The organism is Streptomyces sp. CB02923 (assembly GCF_001905005.1).
In the GTDB taxonomy this organism is placed as follows: Bacteria; Actinomycetota; Actinomycetes; order Streptomycetales; family Streptomycetaceae; genus Streptomyces.
Map to the genome: position 1 here is coordinate 640894 of NZ_LWKZ01000001.1, position 20275 is coordinate 661168.

Below are 20275 nucleotides of genomic sequence, written 5' to 3' on the forward strand. Positions count from 1 at the left end.
TGACAACGGGCGGGCGGCGGCAACCCTGCCCCCACCCGCCCGCTCTCCCCTTGCATGAAGGGCAGCGAGCAACCGAAGAAACGGTTCATCGACTATCCCCGCCGGGGCCGCGGCGGCTGGCGCCGCTGGCTGCCGTCCTGGAGACAGCAGCTCGGCGCCACCGCCGTCGGCGCGGCCGGACTCACCGGGCTCTTCGTCTTCGTGTACGCACAGGTCGACATCCCGGACGAGAACGCCGCCGCGCGCCAGGAAGCCACCGTCTACTACTGGGCGGACGGCAGCCAGATGGTGAGCGAGGGCGACGTCAACCGGCAGAACATCGCCCTCTCCCAGGTGCCCGACTCCGTCCGGCACGCCGTGATCGCCGCCGAGAACGCGAGTTTCTACTCCGACTCCGGCGTCTCGCTCTCCGGAATCGCGCGGGCCGCGGTGAACATGGTCAAGGGCCAGGACGCCCAGGGCGGTTCCACCATCACCCAGCAGTACGTGAAGAACACGTACCTCTCCCAGGACCGGACGCTCAAGCGCAAGGCGAAGGAATTCTTCATCGCGCTGAAGCTGGACAACCGCAAGTCCAAGGACGAGATCCTCCAGGGATACCTCAACACCAGTTATTTCGGGCGGCATTCGTTCGGCATCCAGGCCGCCGCGAACGCCTACTACGGCATTCCGGCCAAGAACCTGGACCCCAGCCGGGCAGCGGCGCTGGCCGCGCTGCTCAAGGGCGCCGAACAGTACGATCCGGCACTGAGCGACGCCAACCACGAGCGGGCCGTGGAGCGTTGGAAGTGGATTCTGGACCGCGAGGTCGAGACCGGAATGCTGAGCCGGGAGGAACGCGCCCGCTACACACAGTTCCCGGAACCCCGCGAACCCGTCACCCCGACCAGCCAGAAGGGCCAGACCGGCTATCTCGTCGACGCCGCGAAGAAATACCTCAGGAGCCGTACCGACCTCACCGACCGCGATCTCGCCCGCGGCGGCTACCGCATCCACACCACATTCGAGAAGGACAAGGTGGCGCGGCTGACGAAAGCGGTGGAGGACGAGCGGCGCCGCAGCATCGATCCGAAGAAGCGCCCCGCCGACGCGTACGCGGAATTCGGCGCCGCGTCGGTACGGCCCCGGGACGGCGCGGTCGTCGCGCTCTACGGCGGCCCGGACGCCACGAAGCACTTCTCGAACAACGCCGACACCGCGGGCGTGCCGGCCGGCTCGGCCTTCAAGCCGTTCGTGCTGGCCGCCGCCGTCCGCGACGGCAGCGACGCGCCTGCGGAGGCCGCCCCCGGCCGCCGGCTGCCCACCACGGGGGAGGCTGCCGTCGCGCTGCCGTCCGCCCTGTACGAGGGCCTGGTGACCTCCGCCCATCCGCCGTTCGTCAGTGCGGGCAAGCGCCTCGGCCTGGACCGGATCCGGGACCTGGCCGTCGAGGCGGGCCTGCGCAAGGAGAGCCTCGCCCGCCTGGAGCCCACGTTCCCGCTCGGCACCTCCACGCCCAGCGCGATCCGGCTGGCCGGCGCGTACTCGCTGTTCGGCAACGAAGGCAACCGGACCGAGCCGTACTCGGTCACCAAGGTGGTGCACGACGGCGAGACACTGCCGGGCCTGGAGCCGCCGGCGCCGCGCCGCGTGCTGACCCCGGAGGCGGCACGCGGCGTCAGCTTCGCCCTGCGGGCCTTCGCCTGGAAGTCGCTGCCCCAGGAGATCATCGCCAAGCTGCCGCGCGGTGTCGCCGCGGGCGGCACCGGCCCGGACGACCGTATGCGGTCGGCGTGGTTCATCGGCAACGACGGCGCGTCCGGCGGCGGGCTGACCACCGCCGTCACCGTCTTCCGCGCCAAGCCGGGGGCGCCGCGGCTGCTGCCCATGGAGGGCGTGGGCGGCGACGCCCGGTTCGGCAACGGGATACCGCCCCGGATCTGGGGCGCGTACGCCACGGGCACGGCGACGTGAGCGCGGTCCGGCCGGGCCGCGGGTCAGTCGTTGGCGACGACCGGGTAGCGCGGCTCGCGCTCGGCCATCTGCTTCAGCGCGTCCTTGCGGTCGCGCTTGGACAGCCGGTCGATGTACAGGTACCCGTACAGGTGGTCGGTCTCGTGCTGGAGGCAGCGCGCGAAGTAGCCGGTGCCCGCGAGGGTGACCGGGTTGCCCTCGGCGTCCTGGCCGCGGACGACCGCGTAGTCCGGACGGGCCAGCTCCGCGTAGGCGCCGGGCACCGACAGGCAGCCCTCGTTGGAGTCGTCCAGCACCCGGCGCTCGACCGGCAGGTCGACCAGGACCGGGTTGCAGACCGCGCCGACGTGCCGTACGCCCTCGTCGTCCATGCAGTCGTAGACGAAGACCTTCAGGTCCACGCCGATCTGGTTGGCGGCCAGGCCCACGCCCTCGGCGGTGCGCTGGCTGGCGAACATGTCGTCGATGAGCTGGGCGAGCTTGTCGTCGAACTCGGTGACGTCCTTGCACTCCTTGTGCAGCACCGGGTTGCCGACGACGGTGATCGGGCGGGACGTGCCGCGCTCGCGGTGCGCCTCCTCCCGCTCCGCCGCGCCGGTGACGTCGTCGACGAAGCCCTCCGCCGCCCGCTCCTCGTTGTGGTCAAAAACAGGCTGTTGCGCCATGTCCGCCGTACGCCTTCCTGGAAACCCGAAATATTCGCCCTCCAGCCTACGCGGGGCGCCCTGCGGCTTCGCGGGGACCGCGTCCTGTTCCGGCCGCGCTCCGGGAGCACGCCGGGCCCGCTCCGGGAGCGCGCAGGGCTCGCTCCGAGGGCGCACAGGACGTCGTGCGCCGGGGCCCGGCGCCGGGCCTCAGCAGACCTCTTCGAGGTCCCGCCACTCGCGGGTGTCCGGGCTGTCCGCGACCCAGCCGTCCAGCAGGCCGCGCACCAGCCCGGCGGGGGCCGCGATGCCGCACTCGCGCTCCGGCACCCACAGCGAGCCGGAGCCCGCCGTACGGTGGCCCAGCGGGCCCGGGTGGCCCGGCTCGCTGTGGTCGTGCGGGTCCAGGTGCTCGCCCTCGCCCTCGTCGCTGGGCATCCGGCTCTCCGAGCACGTACGGCACAGCAGGCGTACGGACGACGACCAGTCCTCGGCGGCGAAGCCCGCGTCGGCGGCCAGCCGCTCCAGGGCGTCCCGGTCGGCCTCCGTGGCGGCCTCCAGGAGCACCACCCAGGTCGGCACCGGGGAGGGCGCCCACAGCTCGATCTCGTCGAACACCGGGAAGGACGGTCCTGCGGCGGTCGTGCGCTCGCCGTTCGGCACGCCGTCGTGCAGCACCACCTCGCCCCAGCGCCGCCCGGAGGACGGCAGCGGGATGGACAGCACCTCGATACGGGCCGGGTCCAGCCGGCGGCCCCAGACCACCTCGGCCTCGCCCTCCGGGGACAGGCGCACGGCGGCGCTGCCCAGCTCCATGCCGACCGGTTCCGCTGACGGCGAACCCTCGCCGGGGACCTTCAGACCGTAGGCCTGCCAGGCCCGCCGGGCCAGCGGCCAGTCCTGGAGGGCGGTGGCCGCGATGCCCACGTTCCACCAGTCGGGGGCCCCGGCCTCGCGGTCCAGGAGGGCGACCGCGCGCAGTCCGGCGGCGCGCGCCTGCTCCCAGTCGTGCCGGAACTTGTGCAGCAGCGCGAGGTTGAACCAGGACTCCGACAGCCACGGCTCCATGTCGGCCGCCCGCGTCAGCAGTGCGCCCGCGTCCTCGTAACGGCCGTCACCGATCAGCGTGAAAGCGCGGTCGGTCGCCTGCCGCCACGAGGCGGAGGGCCGGTGCCGTACCTTGCCGAAGATCTTCACGATTCCCGCCTGCTGGTTGCTTCCTGGATGCCGCCCCGGACGGTCTCCCGGGCGGAGGCCGGGGGACGCTCGGGGGCCCACTCGACAACCTGCCACAGATTGCCGCCGGGCTCAGCCCGGTTGCCGCGGCGCCCGCGGCCCGCCACCGACCCCCTCATCGGCTCCTTGCCTTTCGCCGACCCCCTGAATCCCCGTTCGTGGGGGTTCCTTCGCATCCAACCATGCCCATCTCCGGGGCCGCTCATTACCCATCGGTTCCATGACCTTGCGCGGGCCTTTGTGTGGATCCGGGAGGAGTGCCCCGGCGCCGGGGCGCGCCGGGCGGGCAGCGGTACGTACGGGAACGGGTGTCCGTTGTACGGAAGTTGGGGTCCGGCGGGCGGGAAGGCCGCACGGACCGGGGCTCGCGGGAACGGCGTCCGCGGCTCACGGGACGCGGCGCGGACGCGGCACACACCGCCGCGATCAGTGGATCGGGCGGGACGAACCGTCCCGCCCCTCACCCCTTGGGGTGATACGCCGCCCTATTCGGCCCGCGCGGTCTCACCACGCGCGTCGAGCGTGCTGTCCGGGCCGGGCCCGGACGCCTGCTCGGGGGCCTTGGCGGCCTGGGCGGCACGGGCCGCCGCCTGCTCCTGCTTGGCCTGTTCGAGCACGCTCTGCTCGGGCACCGCCTCGCCCGCCCGGATCAGGTCGATCCGGCCCATGACCTTCGACCGCAGGTCGACCGGCACGTCGTCGTGGCCGCAGCAGCGCTTGACCAGCTTCTTGACGGCCTGCTCCAGCCCGTACTTCTCCAGGCAGGGCGAGCACTCGTCGAAGTGCTCCTGGAACTTCTCGCACTCACCGGCCGGCATCTCGCGGTCGAGGTACTCGTACAGATGGTCGAGGACCTCTGAGCAGTCCTTGTCGTGCGGCTCTCCGCAGCTCATGATCCCGAGCCTTTCCGATCGTGCGGCTGCGACGACTGCGCCGTCGCGGCGCCTGCCCCGGCGGGGACCAGCCCACGCTCACGGGCGTAATCCTCCAGCATGCCGCGCAGTTGGCGCCGGCCGCGGTGCAGACGGGACATCACCGTGCCGATGGGCGTACCCATGATGTCGGCGATCTCCTTGTACGCAAAGCCCTCGACGTCCGCGAGGTAGACCGCGATGCGAAATTCCTCCGGAATGGCCTGAAGGGCCGCCTTCACGTCGGAATCGGGCAGGTGGTCGAGCGCCTGGGACTCGGCGGAACGCAGACCCGTGGACATGTGCGACTCGGCGCGCGCCAGCTGCCAGTCCTCGATCTCCTCGGCGGCGCTGCGCTGGGGTTCGCGCTGCTTCTTGCGGTAGGAGTTGATGAAGGTGTTCGTGAGGATGCGGTACAGCCACGCCTTGAGGTTCGTCCCCTCGCGGAACTGGTGGAAGGACGCGTACGCCTTCGCATACGTCTCCTGAACCAGGTCCTCCGCATCGGCCGGGTTGCGCGTCATGCGCAGCGCGGCCGAATACATCTGGTCCAGGAAGGTGAGCGCGTCCCGCTCGAAGCGCGCGTTGCGCTCGGCGTCCGTCTCCCGCTTCCCGTTGCCGACGTGCTCCTCTGCCGTACCGTCGGTCCCTGCGTCGGTACCGGTGACCGGACCCACCTCCTCCAACACCGTGACGGATCCGGTCGCGGACCCGCTCGATTCGGAGAATAGACGACGATCCGGTATCGCCGCCGCTCCAGCCATGGCGGCCTGGGCGCCCCTCAGCTGTGACCACTGCAGGTCAGCGGCCTGCGGGCGGGCTGGGCAAGCGATTCCCATGCGGCGGACTCCACTTCTTCGAAGATTCCCTCGGCGTTCCTACAACCGGCACAACAGCCGCGCCCCGCACGTCATTCCCGCACCGCGGGCCCGCCCCGTGAGCATGGTCACGCCGGCCTGCGGAATCGGCCGGGCAGCCGGCCGGGCCTTGACAAATGCGCTTGCCGCTTCAGCAATGAAGAGATGGACGACAAGGCGTACGAACGGGTGCTGGCGGACGTGGGGCCGCGGCTGCGGCGGCTGCGGCAGGACAAGGGGGTGACACTCACCGCCCTGTCGGAGACGACGGGCATCTCGGTGAGCACCCTCTCCCGACTCGAATCGGGCGGCCGCAGAGCCACCCTCGAACTGCTGCTGCCGCTCGCCCAGGCCCATCAGGTGCCGCTGGACGAGCTGGTCGGCGCGCCGGAGGTGGGTGATCCCCGGGTGCGCGCGGTGCCGCAGCGCAGGGAGCACATGACCGTCGTGCCGCTGACCCGGCAGCCCGGCGGACTCCAGGCGTACAAGATGGTCATCGACCCGGTCACCAGCCCGCCCGACCTGCGCACCCACGAGGGCTACGAGTGGCTGTACGTGCTCTCCGGGCGGCTGCGGCTGCTGCTCGCGGACCGGGACGTGCTGCTGCGGTCCGGCGAGGCCGCGGAGTTCGACACCCGGCTGCCGCACTGGTTCGGCCCGGCGGGCGACGAACCGGTGGAGGTGCTCAGCCTCTTCGGGCGGCAGGGCGAGCGGATGCACGTACGCGCCCGGCCGCGGGGGAAGGGGGAGGGCGACTGAGAGGCGTATGGGGAGCCTGGGAGCCGGGTGGGGCGGGGTCGGGGCGGCCGTAACGGGCTGCGGCCGTAACGGGCTGCGGCCGGAGCGGGCTGCGGCCGGAGCAGCCGGGTCCGGGGCGGGGCGCGGTCGGGTCGGGGCGCGGCCGGAGCCGGGCGCGGCCGGGGCGGGCGCAGCGGTCAGGTGAAGAGGCCGTCCAGCCACTCCCCCGCCGCGTCGGTGATCACGGCCATCGCCGCCGGTTCGTCGAGGTCCGCCTTCTTCGGCACGGCGAAACCGTGGTCCCCGTAGGGCACCTCGACGATACGGGTCCCCTCCGGGAACTCCGGCGGCCGCCCGAACGGGTCACGGGCGCCCTGCACCACCAGCGTCGGCACCCCGGCCCCGGTCAGCTCGTCCGCGCGCGACTTCTCCGGCTTGCCCGGCGGGTGCAGCGGGAAGCTCAACGCCAGTACGCCGTGCGCGCCCAGGCCGCGCGCCGTACGGCAGGCCACCCGCGCCCCCGCGCTGCGGCCGCCCGCGACGACCGGCAGGCCCGGCTTCTCCAGCGCCGGCCACAGCGCGGTCCAGGCGGTGTCCAGTGTCTTGGGGGCCGGCGCCAGCTTCTTGCCGGCCACCCGCCACGGCTGCTCGACCAGCGCCACGGTGTACCCGCGCGCGGGCAGCTCCGCCGCCAGCGCGCGCAGGTCACGCGCTTCGATGCCGCCACCGGCGCCGTGGCTGACGGCGAGGACGGCCCGCGCGTCCTCCGCCGGGTGCCAGGTGATGCGCGCCTCGCCCACAGGAGTCTCAACTGTTTCGCTCACGCCTTCATCCTGCCGTCCCGCCCGCCCGGAGCGGCGCCGGGGCACGCGGCGGCCCGGCGCCGGACGCACGGCGGCCCGGCGACCCAGCGACCCGGCGACCCGGCGACCCGGCGACCCGGCGTCAGAACAGCGTGCCCGCCTCCGGCGCCGCCAGCTCCTTGACCAGCTCCGGGCCGTTGTTGCGGACGTTGCTCACCTCGGACGGGACCGGGTACGCGCGCATCAGCCCGGCGGGCGGCGGCGCGAGCAGCGGCAGCAGGTCGTCCACGTCGGTACGGGCCGGGTCGAGCCAGGCGTCCCACTTGTCGGGCGTCATGACCAGCGGCATCCGCGGGTGGATGTCGGCGAGCGCCTGCGGGCCCTCGCCGCCGTCCGCGTTCGCCAGCGGGGTGGTCTCGGCCTCGGTAGTGACGACCGTGCAGGTCACCCACCATGCCTGCGGATGGTCGTCGGGCAGCGTGCGGTCGCGCCAGAACTCGTACAGCCCGGCCAGCGCCATCACCTGGCCGTCCGCCGGGGTGACGAAGTACGGCTGCTTGCGGGGGCGCTTCTTCCTCCCCTGCTCCTCCAGCTGCCGTTCGGCCGCCGCCGTGACCCACTCGTAGTAGCCGTCGCCGGGCAGCAGGCAGCGGCGGGCCGCGAACGGCCGCCGGAACGAGGGCTTCTCGTGCACCGTCTCCGACCGCGCATTGATCATCTTCACCCCGACATCAGGCGATTTCGCCCAGGACGGGACCAGCCCCCAGGTCAGTCTCCGCAGCTGGCGAACCGGACGGCGTTCTTCCGCGTCTTTAAGGGGACGTTCGAGCACCGCGTGGACGTGCTTCGTCGGGGCGATGTTCCAGTCGGGCGCCAGGGTCTCCTCCGGCTCCCACTTCTCGACCTCGAAAAGCCCCGCCAGATCCTCGGGGCTGCGACTCGCTGCATACCGTCCGCACATCGTGAACCACCCCTCCGACCTGCGGATTCCCCGAGTCAGGCCGCCGTAGTCAGCACCAAGTCGGCACGGTGCTGGGTAATCGCCACATCCATGACCGTGATGGCTCGCCCGGTCGAGTCCGGCGTGAGGTGGCCGTACGTGTCGGCCGTCTCGTTGATGGACTTGCGTCCGAGCCACCCGGACACGTCCAACAATGGCAGACCGCTGCTGAGCGCCGTCGAGGCGAACCGGTGCGTGACGTGTGCCGGGCGACGGGTCCAGCAGGTACCCACTTCCCTTGCCCCGCCGCCCGGCAGGTCAGCAGGCCCTATGGCGGGCGGATGGACGCTTGGCCGTTCCGCCAAGCAATCCCGGAGTCCCGAAGCGAAGCGACAGCCCCGGCCCGAGATAGGCCGAGGCATCTTTACCGAGGACCTACCGCAACGGACACTCTGGTTCCGGCCCGGCCTGGTTCGGAGAACAGCACACCAGAGCCAGAGACAGGAACGAGGGCCGTTCGAGGTAGAAGCCATGCGACACGTCGCCACCCCGCTCCAGGCGTTCGGTGGCGGAGCTGACGAGTATCGCCAGTCGCGTCGTGTCGCGGTCCGTCTCGGACGCGAACCGGGGCGCGTAAGCGGCGAGCTGTTCCCCGAGCCATTGCGCGGCTTCCTTCGGCTCGTCCCAGGTGCCCCGTACCAGCCTGCCGGGCTTGACGAGCCAATAGGCCGTCTCCAGCGGCGGCAGGTCCACGACGGGGAACTCTGTCCGCACCTCTCGATAGCGTTCAACCAGCCGCTTCCCTGCGGTGTCGTCGTCACCCGCCGGAGCCGGGGGCGGATCAGGCTGGGGAGGCCGCCGCAATGCCTCCTCGTCGAACCGCTTTTTGGAGCCGGTCCACAGATAGCCGTGGTAGTGCAACTGATGATCCTCGCCAGAGCAGTTGAAGACGGCCCCCGCCTCCCCAGAGAACAGAGGCCGCCAGCCAGGGAGCGGCCATTCAGGCCGAGAGGCCGAAGCGGGCCGGGTCGATACCGGCCGCGGCCAGCTCGGCGGTGGTGAACCTCAGCGGCTCCGCACCGGGCCGCTTGCCGTCACCCAGCGCCCACGCGTCGGGGCCGATCTTCGCGAGGGTCGCGCAGGACTCGCCGTCCGGGTGCGTGTTGCCTCCGCACGCCTTGAGGAACGTGACTCCGTCGATGGGCAGGCTGTAAAGGTCGGTTCGGGACATGGGTGCGCCTTCCTGCGAGATCAGTGAAGGGGCAGGCTCAGAACGGGTACTGCTCCGGCTTCCGCACGTACACAACCCCAGGGGCAAGAGCCGTCGCGGACTCCCGGAAGAGTTCGTCCAGCATCGGCCTGGGACCGTCCCGCATGGCATTCGTCAGACTCTCGGCCAATAGAGTGGCCTCGGACGGAAGCAGGACCATTTCTGTGTCTGCCATGTGCCGACCGTTCTTCGTCAACCACATCGGGACACGAATGTTCCCATCATCATCCCGGTACGCCTGACGGCTCGGAATCGGGTCCATCCGCCAACCCTGCGGGACTCCCTGCCTGTGGCTCTTCGGTTCGGTCGGCATGAGTACATCCTCGGGCCACCACGGCGAATCCTCTAGTCCGTTTCCTGTTGCCTCAAGAAGTCACCACGGATGCCTGCCACGAGGTCCCGCATGTCGTCGCCGGTAACAGCCACTCGCTCGAATTTCTGGAACTTGCGCAGGTACAGGTCGATATCTGGAAGCTCGGTAGTGGTGATCTCCGCGTGCGGTACTTCGACAGTGGCCAGCCGAGCATCGAAGAGGACGAATGCCGATGTAGGCAATCCTGGCTTGCCTCCTCGTTGCGGAATCACACCGATGGCGATGTTAGGGAATCTCGACATGCTGATGATTTTGTCTAACTGCATTGCCATCGACCGCGCCCCGATGATCTCCCAGCGGAGCACTGATTCTGTGATAAGAAAACGGAAACTTCGCCCCTCTTGGTGCAGCACATCGTGCCGCTTGAGCCGAGCGCCGACCATCTTCTCTAGTGCATCTTCGGTAAGATCCCAGTCTTTGAGGATTCCCCTCACATATTCGGGAGTCTGAAGCAGCCCGGGGATGCATGACGGCTGAAACAGCCTGAGCAGCGTTGTACTGGCCTCAATGGCCCTGATCTCTTCCTGATGCTTGTGGAGTCCCGAGCGCCGGTAGATGCGCCACGCGGTAGCCTCCGTGGCTACCTGCCGGGCAACCTCCATGAGCCGAACCTTCGCCTCCCCCGAGACTTCCAAGACCGTCAGAATGCGTTCTACGTCGATGATGCTGGGGGCCAGTACCCCGTTTTCAAGCTTGCTGAGTTTGCTCGGCGACATGGCAGCGCCACGGGCCACGACTTTGGCCTGCTTTCCGCCGGCCTCTCGCAGTTCCCGCAGCGACTGCCCGATATCAACGCTGTTCACTCGCCGTGCTGCGCCCACCAGTCGGAGAACGGCACAGCTTGTCGCATCGCGACATTCCGAATTTCGATCCATTCGGACGCTTCGGGCTGTAGCTCAGCTCCGAGGAACCTTCCATTCTCGACGTAGTTCATCGAGGCTACCTGGGATTCGTCGAACATCCAGAAATCCGGTACGCCGTAAACCGGGTTGCCCTGGTCGGTGGTGTCGAGAATGAAGAACTCTTCCCCCGCCTTCTGATTTTTGACGTAGCCCCATCCGAGTTCGAATCGAAGGTAATCCGTAAGCGGTCGCGAGACCACGTGGACGCGATACATGCGCTTACCCGCTTCGATGTTTGCGCGTACGTCGTCCACCCACTGCTGGTTGTACTCGGCAGGCTGAGATTCACCGGCCAGGAAAGCACGGATCATTTCCGGGTTGGATGAACCGCTGTAATCGTCCAGCGCTTCCAGCCGAAACGCTTCCCGCTCGAAGGTGGTGAAGAGTTTCCCGAACTCATCCGTTGAGATATTCACGGGCGTACCTCTCGATGATGTGGGCGGGGATGCGGACTACGGACTCCCCCGCCGGAACGTCGATTCCAGCCGTCTCCGCTTCGCTGGTGTTGTACCCCTGGACAAGTAAGTCACCGGTGCCGTCAACGGCGTACAGGGTGGCGCAGGTGCCGCCCTCGCATTCACCGACGAGTCGCCTGGCGGGCATGTCTTCCCCCTGATGTGAGGTTGTGTGTCCGATGCTCCCGAGCGCGTGACAGGGGGTCAAGGTGTGCCAGTTGAGAGAACAGGAAACCGCGCTCCCCGGCAGAGCGTCTTGGTCAGCACGACACCATCGCAGTGCCCCCGACCACTCCGAAACGGACTCCACCAAACCCAGCACGGAGTCAGCACGGGTACGCAAAGAGCCCCGTAACGAACCGGGGCTCTGAGCCTGTGACCTGCGGGGCTGGAGTCACAGGGGAGTCGTGTTAGCTGGACGGCTTCCATACCGTCCGCACATGTATGCCACAGTGCCACGCCACACCAAGGGGAGAGATGGACACCGGTCATATCACCGACGTATGGGACAGGGTTTTCGGCATCCAGCCCGACCCGCCGCCCTGGCTCGTCGTCGTCACCGCGGTGCTCGCCCTCGGCGCCATCGCGCCGTACCGCGCCTGGCGGCTGTCCCGTAACGCCATCACCATCGCCCACGAGGGCGGGCACGGGCTCATCGCCCTGCTCAGCGGGCGCCGGCTGTCCGGCATCCGGCTGCACTCGGACACCTCGGGGCTGACGGTCTCGCGCGGCAAGCCGACCGGCCTCGGCATGATCCTCACCGCGGCCGCCGGATACATCACCCCGTCCCTGCTCGGACTCCTGGGCGCCTGGCTGCTGGCCTCCGGGCACATCACGGCGCTGCTGTGGGGCGCCACCGCGCTGCTCGCCGCGATGCTGCTGATGATCCGCAACGCGTACGGCGTGCTGACCGTCGTGCTCGCCGGGGCCGCCTTCTTCCTCGTCTCCTGGCTGACCGCCCCCGACGTGCAGGCGGCGTTCGCGTACGCGGTGGTGTGGTTCCTGCTGCTGGGCGGCGTGCGGCCGCCCTTCGAACTCCAGGGCAAGCGGCGCCGCGGCCGGGCCGGGGACTCCGACCCCGACCAGCTGGCCCGGCTCACCCGCCTACCGGCGGCCGTCTGGCTGGGGCTCTTCCACCTGGTGACGCTCTGCTCGCTGGCCGGCGGCGGGCGCTGGCTGCTCAACCTCTGAGCCGGTTCCGGCCGCGCGCCGGAGCCCGCGCGAGCCGGTGCGGGCCGCAGGTCGGCCCCCATTCCGATCCGATGCGGACCGCAGACCGGTGCCCGCTCCGAGGCCCCGAGGGCCGTGCGCCGGAGCCCGCCGGACGCGCCCCGGAGCGCGAGGCCGGGAGCGCGGCGCCGGACAGTGACCCGGCCTGCACTATCAGTGCCGTGTTTCCTGCAGGTTGCGCCACTTTTGATCAAGATCTGCACCCCGTCTCAGCCATTAAAGTGAGGGACATGACCGAGAGCCCCGTGCATCCCGCCCTCTGGCCCGCCCCCGTCGCTGCCGGAGCGGTCGACGCCACCGTCACCGTGCCCGGCTCCAAATCGGTCACCAACCGTGGCCTCGTCCTCGCCGCCCTGTCCTCCGAACCCGGCTGGCTGCGCCGCCCGCTGCGCTCGCGCGACACCCTGCTGATGGCCGAGGCGCTGCGCACCATGGGCGTCGGCATCGAGGAGACCGCCCCCTCCAGCGACGCCTCGACGGCCGGCGCGGACGGCGGCGGCGGTGAGGCGTGGCGGGTGATCCCGGCCGGACTGCACGGCCCGGCCACCGTCGACGTCGGCAACGCCGGTACGGTCATGCGCTTCCTGCCCCCGGTCGCGGCCCTCGCCGACGGCCCCATCCGTTTCGACGGCGACCCGCGCTCCTACGAGCGCCCGCTCGACGGCGTGATCAACGCGCTGCGCTCGCTCGGCGCCCGTATCGACGACGACGGCCGCGGCGCGCTGCCCATGACGGTCCACGGCGGCGGGGCCCTGGACGGCGGCGCCGTGGAGATCGACGCCTCGTCCTCGTCCCAGTTCGTCAGCGCGCTGCTGCTGTCCGCGCCGCGCTTCAACCAGGGCGTCGAGGTACGGCACGTCGGCTCGGCGCTGCCCTCGATGCCGCACATCCGGATGACCGTCGACATGCTGCGCAGCGTCGGCGCCCAGGTGGACACCCCCGAGTCGGGCGGCGAGCCGAACGTCTGGCGGGTCACCCCCGGCGCGCTGCTGGGCCGTGACCTGATCGTCGAACCGGACCTGTCCAACGCCCAGCCGTTCCTGGCCGCGGCGCTGGTCACCGGCGGCCGGGTCACCATCCCCGACTGGCCCGAGCGCACCACCCAGCCCGGTGACGCGCTGCGCGAGATCTTCACCGCCATGGGAGGGTCCTGCGAGCTGACCGAGCGCGGGCTGACCTTCACCGGCACCGGCCGCGTCCAGGGCATCGACGTGGACCTGAGCGAGGTCGGCGAGCTGACCCCGGGCATCGCAGCGGTCGCCGCCCTCGCCGACTCCCCCTCCACCCTGCGCGGCGTCGCCCATCTGCGCCTCCACGAGACCGACCGGCTGGCCGCGCTCACCAAGGAGATCAACGAGCTGGGCGGCGACGTCACGGAGACCGAGGACGGCCTGCACATCCGGCCGCGCGCGCTGCACGGCGGCATCTTCCACACGTACGAGGACCACCGGCTGGCCACCGCCGCCGCGATCATCGGCCTGGCCGTACCGGGCGTACAGGTCGAGAACGTGGCGACGACCGCCAAGACGCTCCCCGACTTCCCCGCCCTGTGGACCGGGATGCTGGGCGAAGCGGCGGCCCCCGCCCGGAGAGGCTGAGGCTCCTTCGACCATGCGCCGCTACGGCAAGAACCCCGACGAGGACGACATCCGCGTCCGCCCCAACCGCAAGGGCAACCGCCCCCGTACCAACATCCGGCCCAAGCACGAGGACGCCAGCGAGGGCCTGGTCCTGACCGTCGACCGCGGCCGGACCACCTGTCTCATCGAGGACCGCACGGTCATCGCGATGAAGGCCCGCGAACTGGGCCGCAAGTCCGTCGTCGTCGGCGACCTGGTCGCGGTCGTCGGTGACCTGTCCGGCGCGAAGGACACCCTCGCGCGGATCGTCCGGGTCGAGCCGCGCAGTTCCACGCTGCGGCGTACGGCGGACGACGACGACCCGTTCGAGCGCGTCGTCGTCGCCAACGCCGACCAGCTCGCGATCGTCACCGCGCTCGCCGACCCGGAGCCGCGGCCGCGGCTGATCGACCGCTGCCTGGTCGCCGCGTACGACGCGGGCCTGGACCCGCTGCTGGTGCTGACCAAGTCCGACCTCGCCTCTCCCGACTCCCTCCTGGAGTCCTACGGCACGCTCGGCGTCCCGTACATCGTCACCAACCGCGACGAACTCACCGACGGCACCGCCGCCGACCGGGTACGCGAGCGGCTGCGCGGACACATGACCGCCTTCGTCGGGCACTCCGGCGTCGGCAAGACCACGCTCGTCAACGCGCTGGTGCCGGACCGCAAGCGGGCCACCGGCCACGTCAACGCGGTCACCGGCCGCGGCCGGCACACGACCACCTCCGCCCTCGCGCTCCCCCTGCCCGACGACTCCGGCTGGGTCATCGACACGCCCGGCGTCCGCTCCTTCGGCCTCCACCACGTGGACCCGGCCCGGGTCGTCCTCGCCTTCCCCGACCTGGTGCCCGGCACCGCCGACTGCCCTCGCGCGTGCAGCCACGACGAGCCGGACTGCGCCCTGGACCAGTGGGTGGCCGACGGCCACGCGGATCCGGCGCGTCTGTACTCGCTACGCCGTCTGCTGGCCACACGGGAGCGACGCGAAGGGGACTGACCGCCCGGGTTTGCTGCCCTGCGGCCGAGGTAAATGCATAATCACACCAAGGCTGGCGAAGCGGTCACGGACCGTACGGAGGCAATGGACATGGCGTGGCTGCTCGTCGTGGTGGCAGGGCTCCTGGAGACCGGTTTCGCGGTCTGTCTCAAGCTCTCCCACGGCTTCACCCGGCTCTGGCCCACCGTCGCCTTCGCGTGCTTCGCCCTCGGCAGCTTCGGCCTGCTCACCCTCTCGCTGAAGAAGCTGGACGTGGGCCCGGCCTACGCGGTGTGGACCGGCATCGGCGCCGCCGGCACCGCCATCTACGGCATGATCTTCCTCGGCGACCTCGTCTCCACCCTCAAGCTGGTGTCCATCTCCTTCGTCATCGTCGGCGTCATCGGCCTCCAGTTGTCGGGCTCCGCGCACTAGGAGCTGTCGGGCTCCGCGCCGGGCCCGTGGTGGTCAGGGGCGGTGGACGGCGGTCACGGGCGGTGGGCGGCGTGGGCGAAGGCCCGGTGCAGCTGGCGGGCGAGGTCCTCCGGTTCGGCGGGGGCCACCACGTACGACAGGGTCAGGCGGGCCGCCGTGGCGCAGGCGGTACCCAGTTCGGGGAGGTCCTCCTTGGGCCAGTCGGCCTCCAGCGCGGCCACCGCGCAGTCGCAGAACCGGACCACCAGATCGGTCGGCCCCGGCGGGGGCCCGTCGGCGCGCGCCCCCGGCTGGGTGCTCACGCCCCCGGGATACACCGCGCGCTGGCCCGGCACTCCGCCCGCCGGTGTCGGCAGACGCTCGCTCCAGCAGCCCGTCAGCGCCGCCCGCACCAGCGGATTGGTCCGCGCCGCCCGTACGGTCCACGCGGCCGCCGCCACGACCCGGGACTCCACGTCGCCGCCCGGCGCGCCGGGGCCCGGCCCCGGCTCCGCCAGGGCCCGGGTCACCCCGGCGATATAGCCCTCCGTCTCCCGCCGCACCAAGGCCCTGGCCAGGCCCTCCTTGCTGCCGAACTCGTTGTAGAGGGTCTGCCGGGACACCCCGGCCTCGGCCGCGACATCGACCATCCGGACACCCGCCCACGGCCTGGCCGCGAGCGCCGCGTAGGCGGCGTCCAGCAGGGATTCACGCGCTGTAGGCATCGTCGCCTCCCAGGCCGCCGGCCCAGATGGCCGGTGTGCCGCACAGAATTGACTCGCCGCCAGGGGCTGTCAAGGGTCCGTACGCGCCGGGGAATCGCGGGCATGTGGCTCGTGCCGTATACCAATCGATACTGTTCGCACATGCCCGACTATCACGATGACCTCCGCCTCGGCCACGTCCTGGCGGACGCCGCCGACGCCGCGACCATGGAGCGGTTCAAGGCACTCGACCTCAAGGTCGAGACCAAACCGGACATGACTCCGGTGAGCGAGGCCGACAAGGCGGCCGAGGAACTGATCCGTGGTCATCTGCAGCGCGCCCGTCCGCGCGACGCCGTCCTGGGCGAGGAGTTCGGCAACGAGGGCTCGGGCCCGCGCCGCTGGATCATCGATCCCATCGACGGCACGAAGAACTACGTACGCGGGGTTCCGGTCTGGGCCACGCTCATCGCCCTGATGGAACGCGGCGCGGGCGGCGACCGCCCGGTGGTCGGCGTCGTGTCCGCGCCCGCGCTCAACCGCCGCTGGTGGGCGGCGGAGGGCCTCGGCGCGTACACGGGCCGCAGCCTGACGTCCGCCAGCCGCCTCCAGGCCTCGCAGGTGGGCCGCATCCAGGACGCGTCCTTCGCGTACTCCTCCCTCACCGGCTGGGAGGAGCAGGGCCGCCTCCCCGGGTTCCTCGAACTGTCCCGGGACTGCTGGCGCACCCGCGGCTACGGCGACTTCTGGCCGTACATGATGGTCGCCGAGGGCTCGGTGGACATCTGCGCGGAGCCGGAGCTGTCGCTGTGGGACATGGCGGCCTGCGCCGTCGTCGTGCAGGAGTCGGGCGGCCGGTTCACCGGACTGGACGGCGTACCGGGTCCGAACAGCGGAAACGCCGCGGCCTCCAACGGTCTGCTGCACGAGGAACTGCTCAACTACGTCGGTGACGGGCGCCGCTGAGCGCCCACTCGCCTCGAACTCGTATACGAAGCGACCCTCGGGGGCGTGCGAACGGCAACCTTCCGTTCCGCGCCCCTTGTTGCGCCCACGGACCCATGTGAACATGAGAACACCCAGGCTTGTGAACTTGTGAATCGATTCGCAAGGTGCACCCGCAAGCGCCAAGGAGGTGGCTCCATTCCATGCCCATGTACGTGCGCAACGCCATGAGCACGGTGGTCCTCACCATCGGGCCCGCCCACACGCTGCGTCAGGCAGCCCACCTGATGGCGGCGCGCCGCGTCGGCGCGGCCGTCGTCCTCGACACCGACACCAGCGGGCTCGGCATCCTCACCGAGCGCGACATCCTCAACTCCCTCGGCGCGGGAGAGGACCCGGACCGGGAGACCGCGCAGGCCCACACGACCTCGGACGTGGTCTTCGCCGCGCCCGGCTGGACGCTCGACGAGGCCGCCAACGCCATGGTGCACGGCGGCTTCCGGCACCTCATCGTGCTCGACGACCGGGAGCCGGTGGGGATCGTGTCGGTCCGCGACATCATTCGGTGCCGGGCCGCGGTCCCGGAACGGCGCGAGCCGGTCGGCGCCGTACCGGCGTGACGGCACACGCACGGGAGTGACGGCACCCCGGGCGCGGGGGTGCGGCCGTGTGGCCATGCGGTCGTGTGGTCGTGTGGCCGTGTCCGTGTGGCCGTGTCCGTGTGGCCGTGTCCGTGTGGCCGTGTGGCCGCCGAGCGCGGCGGCCCGGGGCGGCCGTACGGCGCCCTGCGCGCACGCGAAGAGGCCGGAGCCCACTGGCGTCCGGCCTCTTCGGTGTTACGGCAAGGGAGGGGTCAGCCGCGCAGGGCCTGGACCGCGGCCTCCAGCCGCTTGCCGTAGTCGGGGTCCGCCTTGCGGAAGTTCTCGATCGCGCGCTCGGCGATGTCGTCGCGCGAGACCTTCGAGATGAAGCCGGCCAGGTTGCCGACCAGGCGCTCCTTCTCCTCTTCCGTCATCAGGCGGTACAGGTTGCCGGCCTGCACGAAGTCGTTGTCCTCGGCGTGCGAGGGCGCCTCGGACTCACCGGTCGTGCCGCTCACCGCGATCGGCTGCCACATCGGCCGGCCGGTCTCCACCGGGCCGCCGAAGCTGTTCGGCTCGTAGTTCTTCGCGCCGCCGTGCCGGCCGTCGTAGAGCGCGCCGTCGCGGCCGTGCGAGCGGGCCTCGGTGGCGTGCGGACGGTTGACCGGCAGGTGGTCGGCGTTGATGCCGACGCGGTAGCGGTGGGCGTCGCCGTACGCGAACAGGCGGCCCTGGAGCATCTTGTCGGGCGAGGGGCCGATGCCCGGCACGAAGTGGTGCGGGGAGAAGATCGACTGCTCGACCTCGGCGAAGACGTTCTCCGGGTTGCGGTTGAGCTCCAGCTTGCCGATCTCGATCGGCGGGTAGTCCGCGTGCGGCCAGACCTTGGTCAGGTCGAACGGGTTGAAGCGGTACGTCGCCGCGTCGGCCGCCGGCATGATCTGCACCTGGACGGTCCAGCTCGGGAAGTCGCCGCGCTCGATGGACTCGCGCAGGTCGCGCTGGTGGCTGTCCGGGTCCTCACCGGCGAGCTTGTCGGCCTCGGGCTGGGTCAGGCTCTTGACGCCCTGGTCGGTCTTGAAGTGGTACTTGACCCAGAAGACCTCGCCGGCCTCGTTGTTCCACTGGTAGGTGTGCGAGCCGAAGCCGTCCATGTGGCGGTAGGACGCCGGGATGCCGCGGTCGCCGAACAGCCAGGTCACCTGGTGGGTGGACTCGGGCGACAGGCCCCAGAAGTCCCAGACGTTGTCCGCTTCCTGGGAGCCCGTGTACGGGTCGCGCTTCTGGGTGTGGATGAAGTCGGGGAACTTGATGGCGTCCTTGATGAAGAACACCGGGGTGTTGTTGCCGACGAGGTCGTAGTTGCCCTCTTCGGTGTAGAACTTCAGCGCGAATCCGCGCGGGTCGCGCACCGCGTCGGCGGAACCGAGGTTGCCGGCGACCGTGGAGAACCGCAGGAACGTCTCGGTCTGCTTGCCGACCTCGGAGAGGAAGCCGGCGCGGGTGTACCGCGAGACGTCCGCGGTCAGCGTGAACGTGCCGTAGGCACCGGCGCCGCGGGCGTGCACCACACGCTCCGGGATGCGCTCGCGGTTGAAGTGCGCGAGCTTCTCCATCAGGAGCTGGTCCTGGACGAGTCCGGGGCCGCCGATGCCGGCCGTCTCGCTGTTCTGGTTGTCCGCGACCGGAGCCCCGGCCTCCGTGGTCAGCGGTCCGGTGCTGCTCTGTACCGACACGTGCGCCTCCTGAGTCGTGAACCTGCCCTTGGCTTGCGCCGCAACCGATCCTACATTGGACAATGTCTAAGTCAAGAAGAACTGGAAACTCGTACCGAATCCGGTGATGGACGAGCCACTGCTACCCTGGCCCTTATCTGACTGATAGGTGATTGGCATGAGTGACCTGCTGGAACGACTCCGGGGACGCGGCTGGCGGCTGACCGCCCAGCGACGCGTCGTCGCCGAGGTCCTCAACGGGGACCACGTCCACTACACCGCCGACGAAGTGCACGCGCGGGCGATCGAGCGCCTGCCGGAGATCTCGCGCGCGACCGTGTACAACACGCTCGGCGAGCTGGTCTCGCTCGGCGAGGTGCTGGAGGTCAGCACGGACGGCCGCGCCAAGCGGTACGACCCCAACGCCCACCACGACCACCAGCACCTGGTGTGCTCGCGGTGCGGGACGATAAGGGACGTGCACGTGGACGGCGACCCGCTGGACGCGCTGCCGGTGCCGGAGCGCTTCGGCTTCCAGGTCTCCGAGGTGTCGGTGACCTACCGGGGTATCTGCCCGAACTGCCACTCGCACAGCTGATCGCCGACTCCGGCCGCACGGAGGAGTGAGCCCGCCCCGACCGGCGCGGGCTCTTCGGCGTGCGCGCACCTTTTCTCGCGCGTACCCATCGCCGACCCAAACGACGAAGGTCCGGATCCCTTAAGGATCCGGACCTTCGTCTTCAGTAGCGGGGACAGGATTTGAACCTGCGACCTCTGGGTTATGAGCCCAGCGAGCTACCGAGCTGCTCCACCCCGCGCCGTTGTGTGTCTACTGTAACCGCACCGCGACGACCAGCGCAAATCACTGTCCGTCGCCCCGGGGCCAGCGGCATGCGCGGGGCCGGCCAGAGGTCGGCGGCGCGCGCGGGACCGGCCGCGAGGGCACGCCGTACGGGGCCGGACGGGAGGTCGCGCCGTACCGGCCGGCGGGAGGGGGAGCGCCGTA

The 20275-nt window shown here is 70.6% G+C and carries 23 protein-coding genes and 1 tRNA gene; 9 read left to right on the forward strand and 15 right to left on the reverse strand.

The window, feature by feature from the left end:
• Positions 1 to 54 precede the first annotated feature (54 nt).
• Positions 55 to 1953 carry a transglycosylase domain-containing protein gene (locus A6A06_RS02615; RefSeq protein WP_073758335.1) on the forward strand — a complete coding sequence of 633 codons (1899 nt, stop codon included), beginning with the start codon at positions 55 to 57 and terminating at the stop codon, positions 1951 to 1953.
• Positions 1954 to 1976: 23 nt separating this feature from the next.
• Here A6A06_RS02615 and def read toward each other — a convergent pair whose 3' ends face one another.
• The 4 genes from def to A6A06_RS02635 form a co-directional block, all read right to left on the reverse strand.
• Positions 1977 to 2618 (reverse strand): peptide deformylase, encoded by a 642-nt coding sequence (gene def, locus A6A06_RS02620; RefSeq protein ID WP_073758337.1) that lies wholly within the window; start codon positions 2616 to 2618, stop codon positions 1977 to 1979.
• Between the two features lie 189 nt (positions 2619 to 2807).
• Positions 2808 to 3794 (reverse strand): tetratricopeptide repeat protein, encoded by a 987-nt coding sequence (locus A6A06_RS02625; RefSeq protein WP_031001132.1) that lies wholly within the window; start codon positions 3792 to 3794, stop codon positions 2808 to 2810.
• 524 nt (positions 3795 to 4318) lie between these two features.
• Positions 4319 to 4726 (reverse strand): mycothiol system anti-sigma-R factor, encoded by a 408-nt coding sequence (rsrA, locus tag A6A06_RS02630; protein WP_073758339.1) that lies wholly within the window; start codon positions 4724 to 4726, stop codon positions 4319 to 4321.
• Entirely contained in the window at positions 4723 to 5421 is a 699-nt protein-coding gene (locus tag A6A06_RS02635) for a sigma-70 family RNA polymerase sigma factor (RefSeq protein WP_199930704.1), read from the reverse strand. Before A6A06_RS02635 ends, rsrA begins: the two co-directional genes overlap by 4 nt.
• Positions 5422 to 5766: 345 nt before the next feature.
• Between A6A06_RS02635 and A6A06_RS02640 the strand changes: the two genes are divergently transcribed.
• Positions 5767 to 6360 carry a helix-turn-helix domain-containing protein gene (locus A6A06_RS02640; RefSeq protein ID WP_073758343.1) on the forward strand — a complete coding sequence of 198 codons (594 nt, stop codon included), beginning with the start codon at positions 5767 to 5769 and terminating at the stop codon, positions 6358 to 6360.
• A 176-nt stretch (positions 6361 to 6536) separates the two neighbouring features.
• Here A6A06_RS02640 and A6A06_RS02645 read toward each other — a convergent pair whose 3' ends face one another.
• From A6A06_RS02645 to A6A06_RS02680, 8 genes are all read right to left on the reverse strand, one after another.
• Positions 6537 to 7163, reverse strand: coding sequence for an alpha/beta hydrolase family protein (locus A6A06_RS02645; RefSeq protein ID WP_199930643.1), 627 nt, complete (start codon positions 7161 to 7163; stop codon positions 6537 to 6539).
• A 121-nt stretch (positions 7164 to 7284) separates the two neighbouring features.
• Positions 7285 to 8103, reverse strand: a complete 819-nt coding sequence (locus A6A06_RS02650; RefSeq protein ID WP_073758347.1) for an SOS response-associated peptidase — start codon at positions 8101 to 8103, stop codon at positions 7285 to 7287.
• A gap of 35 nt (positions 8104 to 8138) precedes the next feature.
• Positions 8139 to 8288, reverse strand: coding sequence for a hypothetical protein (locus tag A6A06_RS41390; protein ID WP_199930644.1), 150 nt, complete (start codon positions 8286 to 8288; stop codon positions 8139 to 8141).
• A gap of 229 nt (positions 8289 to 8517) precedes the next feature.
• Positions 8518 to 9003, reverse strand: a complete 486-nt coding sequence (locus tag A6A06_RS02660) for a hypothetical protein (protein ID WP_073758351.1) — start codon at positions 9001 to 9003, stop codon at positions 8518 to 8520.
• 79 nt (positions 9004 to 9082) lie between these two features.
• Positions 9083 to 9313 carry a DUF397 domain-containing protein gene (locus A6A06_RS02665; RefSeq protein WP_073758353.1) on the reverse strand — a complete coding sequence of 77 codons (231 nt, stop codon included), beginning with the start codon at positions 9311 to 9313 and terminating at the stop codon, positions 9083 to 9085.
• A 37-nt stretch (positions 9314 to 9350) separates the two neighbouring features.
• Positions 9351 to 9527, reverse strand: a complete 177-nt coding sequence (locus A6A06_RS41395) for a hypothetical protein (protein WP_199930645.1) — start codon at positions 9525 to 9527, stop codon at positions 9351 to 9353.
• A gap of 170 nt (positions 9528 to 9697) precedes the next feature.
• Positions 9698 to 10528 (reverse strand): helix-turn-helix domain-containing protein, encoded by an 831-nt coding sequence (locus tag A6A06_RS02675; protein ID WP_073758357.1) that lies wholly within the window; start codon positions 10526 to 10528, stop codon positions 9698 to 9700.
• Positions 10525 to 11043 (reverse strand): DUF6879 family protein, encoded by a 519-nt coding sequence (locus A6A06_RS02680; RefSeq protein WP_073758359.1) that lies wholly within the window; start codon positions 11041 to 11043, stop codon positions 10525 to 10527. Before A6A06_RS02680 ends, A6A06_RS02675 begins: the two co-directional genes overlap by 4 nt.
• 516 nt (positions 11044 to 11559) lie before the next feature.
• Between A6A06_RS02680 and A6A06_RS02690 the strand changes: the two genes are divergently transcribed.
• The 4 genes from A6A06_RS02690 to A6A06_RS02705 all read left to right on the forward strand — a co-directional run bounded on the left by A6A06_RS02690 (position 11560) and on the right by A6A06_RS02705 (position 15345).
• Entirely contained in the window at positions 11560 to 12273 is a 714-nt protein-coding gene (locus tag A6A06_RS02690; protein ID WP_073758363.1) for a M50 family metallopeptidase, read from the forward strand.
• A 269-nt stretch (positions 12274 to 12542) separates the two neighbouring features.
• Entirely contained in the window at positions 12543 to 13910 is a 1368-nt protein-coding gene (gene aroA / locus A6A06_RS02695; protein WP_073758365.1) for a 3-phosphoshikimate 1-carboxyvinyltransferase, read from the forward strand.
• A gap of 13 nt (positions 13911 to 13923) precedes the next feature.
• Positions 13924 to 14931 (forward strand): ribosome small subunit-dependent GTPase A, encoded by a 1008-nt coding sequence (gene rsgA, locus A6A06_RS02700; protein WP_073758367.1) that lies wholly within the window; start codon positions 13924 to 13926, stop codon positions 14929 to 14931.
• A 90-nt stretch (positions 14932 to 15021) separates the two neighbouring features.
• Positions 15022 to 15345 carry a DMT family transporter gene (locus tag A6A06_RS02705; protein WP_073759713.1) on the forward strand — a complete coding sequence of 108 codons (324 nt, stop codon included), beginning with the start codon at positions 15022 to 15024 and terminating at the stop codon, positions 15343 to 15345.
• Positions 15346 to 15398: 53 nt separating this feature from the next.
• Here the strand turns inward: A6A06_RS02705 and A6A06_RS02710 are convergent, their stop codons facing one another.
• A complete protein-coding gene (locus A6A06_RS02710; RefSeq protein WP_073758369.1) occupies positions 15399 to 16049 on the reverse strand; it encodes a TetR/AcrR family transcriptional regulator in 651 nt (216 codons plus the stop codon).
• Between the two features lie 141 nt (positions 16050 to 16190).
• On the opposite strand from A6A06_RS02710, the gene hisN reads away from it, so the two are divergent.
• Positions 16191 to 16994, forward strand: coding sequence for a histidinol-phosphatase (gene hisN / locus A6A06_RS02715; RefSeq protein ID WP_073758371.1), 804 nt, complete (start codon positions 16191 to 16193; stop codon positions 16992 to 16994).
• A gap of 188 nt (positions 16995 to 17182) precedes the next feature.
• The gene (locus A6A06_RS02720; protein ID WP_073758373.1) at positions 17183 to 17593 is read left to right on the forward strand and encodes a CBS domain-containing protein; all 411 of its coding nucleotides are present in this window, start codon (positions 17183 to 17185) and stop codon (positions 17591 to 17593) included.
• A gap of 233 nt (positions 17594 to 17826) precedes the next feature.
• Here A6A06_RS02720 and A6A06_RS02725 read toward each other — a convergent pair whose 3' ends face one another.
• Positions 17827 to 19290, reverse strand: coding sequence for a catalase (locus A6A06_RS02725; RefSeq protein WP_073758375.1), 1464 nt, complete (start codon positions 19288 to 19290; stop codon positions 17827 to 17829).
• A 157-nt stretch (positions 19291 to 19447) separates the two neighbouring features.
• On the opposite strand from A6A06_RS02725, the gene A6A06_RS02730 reads away from it, so the two are divergent.
• The gene (locus A6A06_RS02730; protein ID WP_073758377.1) at positions 19448 to 19867 is read left to right on the forward strand and encodes a Fur family transcriptional regulator; all 420 of its coding nucleotides are present in this window, start codon (positions 19448 to 19450) and stop codon (positions 19865 to 19867) included.
• Between the two features lie 146 nt (positions 19868 to 20013).
• Here the strand turns inward: A6A06_RS02730 and A6A06_RS02735 are convergent.
• Positions 20014 to 20087, reverse strand: a tRNA-Met gene (locus A6A06_RS02735).
• Positions 20088 to 20275: the final 188 nt, after the last annotated feature.

What these genes read in the sequence shown, in the direction of transcription:
- hisN (WP_073758371.1), top strand. Translation starts at nt 16,191, where the DNA reads ATGCCCGACTATCACGATGACCTCCGCCTCGGCCACGTCCTGGCGGAC.
- A6A06_RS02730 (WP_073758377.1), top strand. Translation starts at nt 19,448, where the DNA reads ATGAGTGACCTGCTGGAACGACTCCGGGGACGCGGCTGGCGGCTGACC.
- def (WP_073758337.1), bottom strand. Translation starts at nt 2,618, where the DNA reads ATGGCGCAACAGCCTGTTTTTGACCACAACGAGGAGCGGGCGGCGGAG.
- aroA (WP_073758365.1), top strand. Translation starts at nt 12,543, where the DNA reads ATGACCGAGAGCCCCGTGCATCCCGCCCTCTGGCCCGCCCCCGTCGCT.
- rsgA (WP_073758367.1), top strand. Translation starts at nt 13,924, where the DNA reads ATGCGCCGCTACGGCAAGAACCCCGACGAGGACGACATCCGCGTCCGC.
- A6A06_RS41395 (WP_199930645.1), bottom strand. Translation starts at nt 9,527, where the DNA reads ATGGCAGACACAGAAATGGTCCTGCTTCCGTCCGAGGCCACTCTATTG.
- A6A06_RS02690 (WP_073758363.1), top strand. Translation starts at nt 11,560, where the DNA reads ATGGACACCGGTCATATCACCGACGTATGGGACAGGGTTTTCGGCATC.
- A6A06_RS02710 (WP_073758369.1), bottom strand. Translation starts at nt 16,049, where the DNA reads ATGCCTACAGCGCGTGAATCCCTGCTGGACGCCGCCTACGCGGCGCTC.
- A6A06_RS02640 (WP_073758343.1), top strand. Translation starts at nt 5,767, where the DNA reads ATGGACGACAAGGCGTACGAACGGGTGCTGGCGGACGTGGGGCCGCGG.
- A6A06_RS02705 (WP_073759713.1), top strand. Translation starts at nt 15,022, where the DNA reads ATGGCGTGGCTGCTCGTCGTGGTGGCAGGGCTCCTGGAGACCGGTTTC.
- A6A06_RS02650 (WP_073758347.1), bottom strand. Translation starts at nt 8,103, where the DNA reads ATGTGCGGACGGTATGCAGCGAGTCGCAGCCCCGAGGATCTGGCGGGG.
- A6A06_RS02720 (WP_073758373.1), top strand. Translation starts at nt 17,183, where the DNA reads ATGTACGTGCGCAACGCCATGAGCACGGTGGTCCTCACCATCGGGCCC.
- A6A06_RS02665 (WP_073758353.1), bottom strand. Translation starts at nt 9,313, where the DNA reads ATGTCCCGAACCGACCTTTACAGCCTGCCCATCGACGGAGTCACGTTC.
- rsrA (WP_073758339.1), bottom strand. Translation starts at nt 4,726, where the DNA reads ATGAGCTGCGGAGAGCCGCACGACAAGGACTGCTCAGAGGTCCTCGAC.
- A6A06_RS02615 (WP_073758335.1), top strand. Translation starts at nt 55, where the DNA reads ATGAAGGGCAGCGAGCAACCGAAGAAACGGTTCATCGACTATCCCCGC.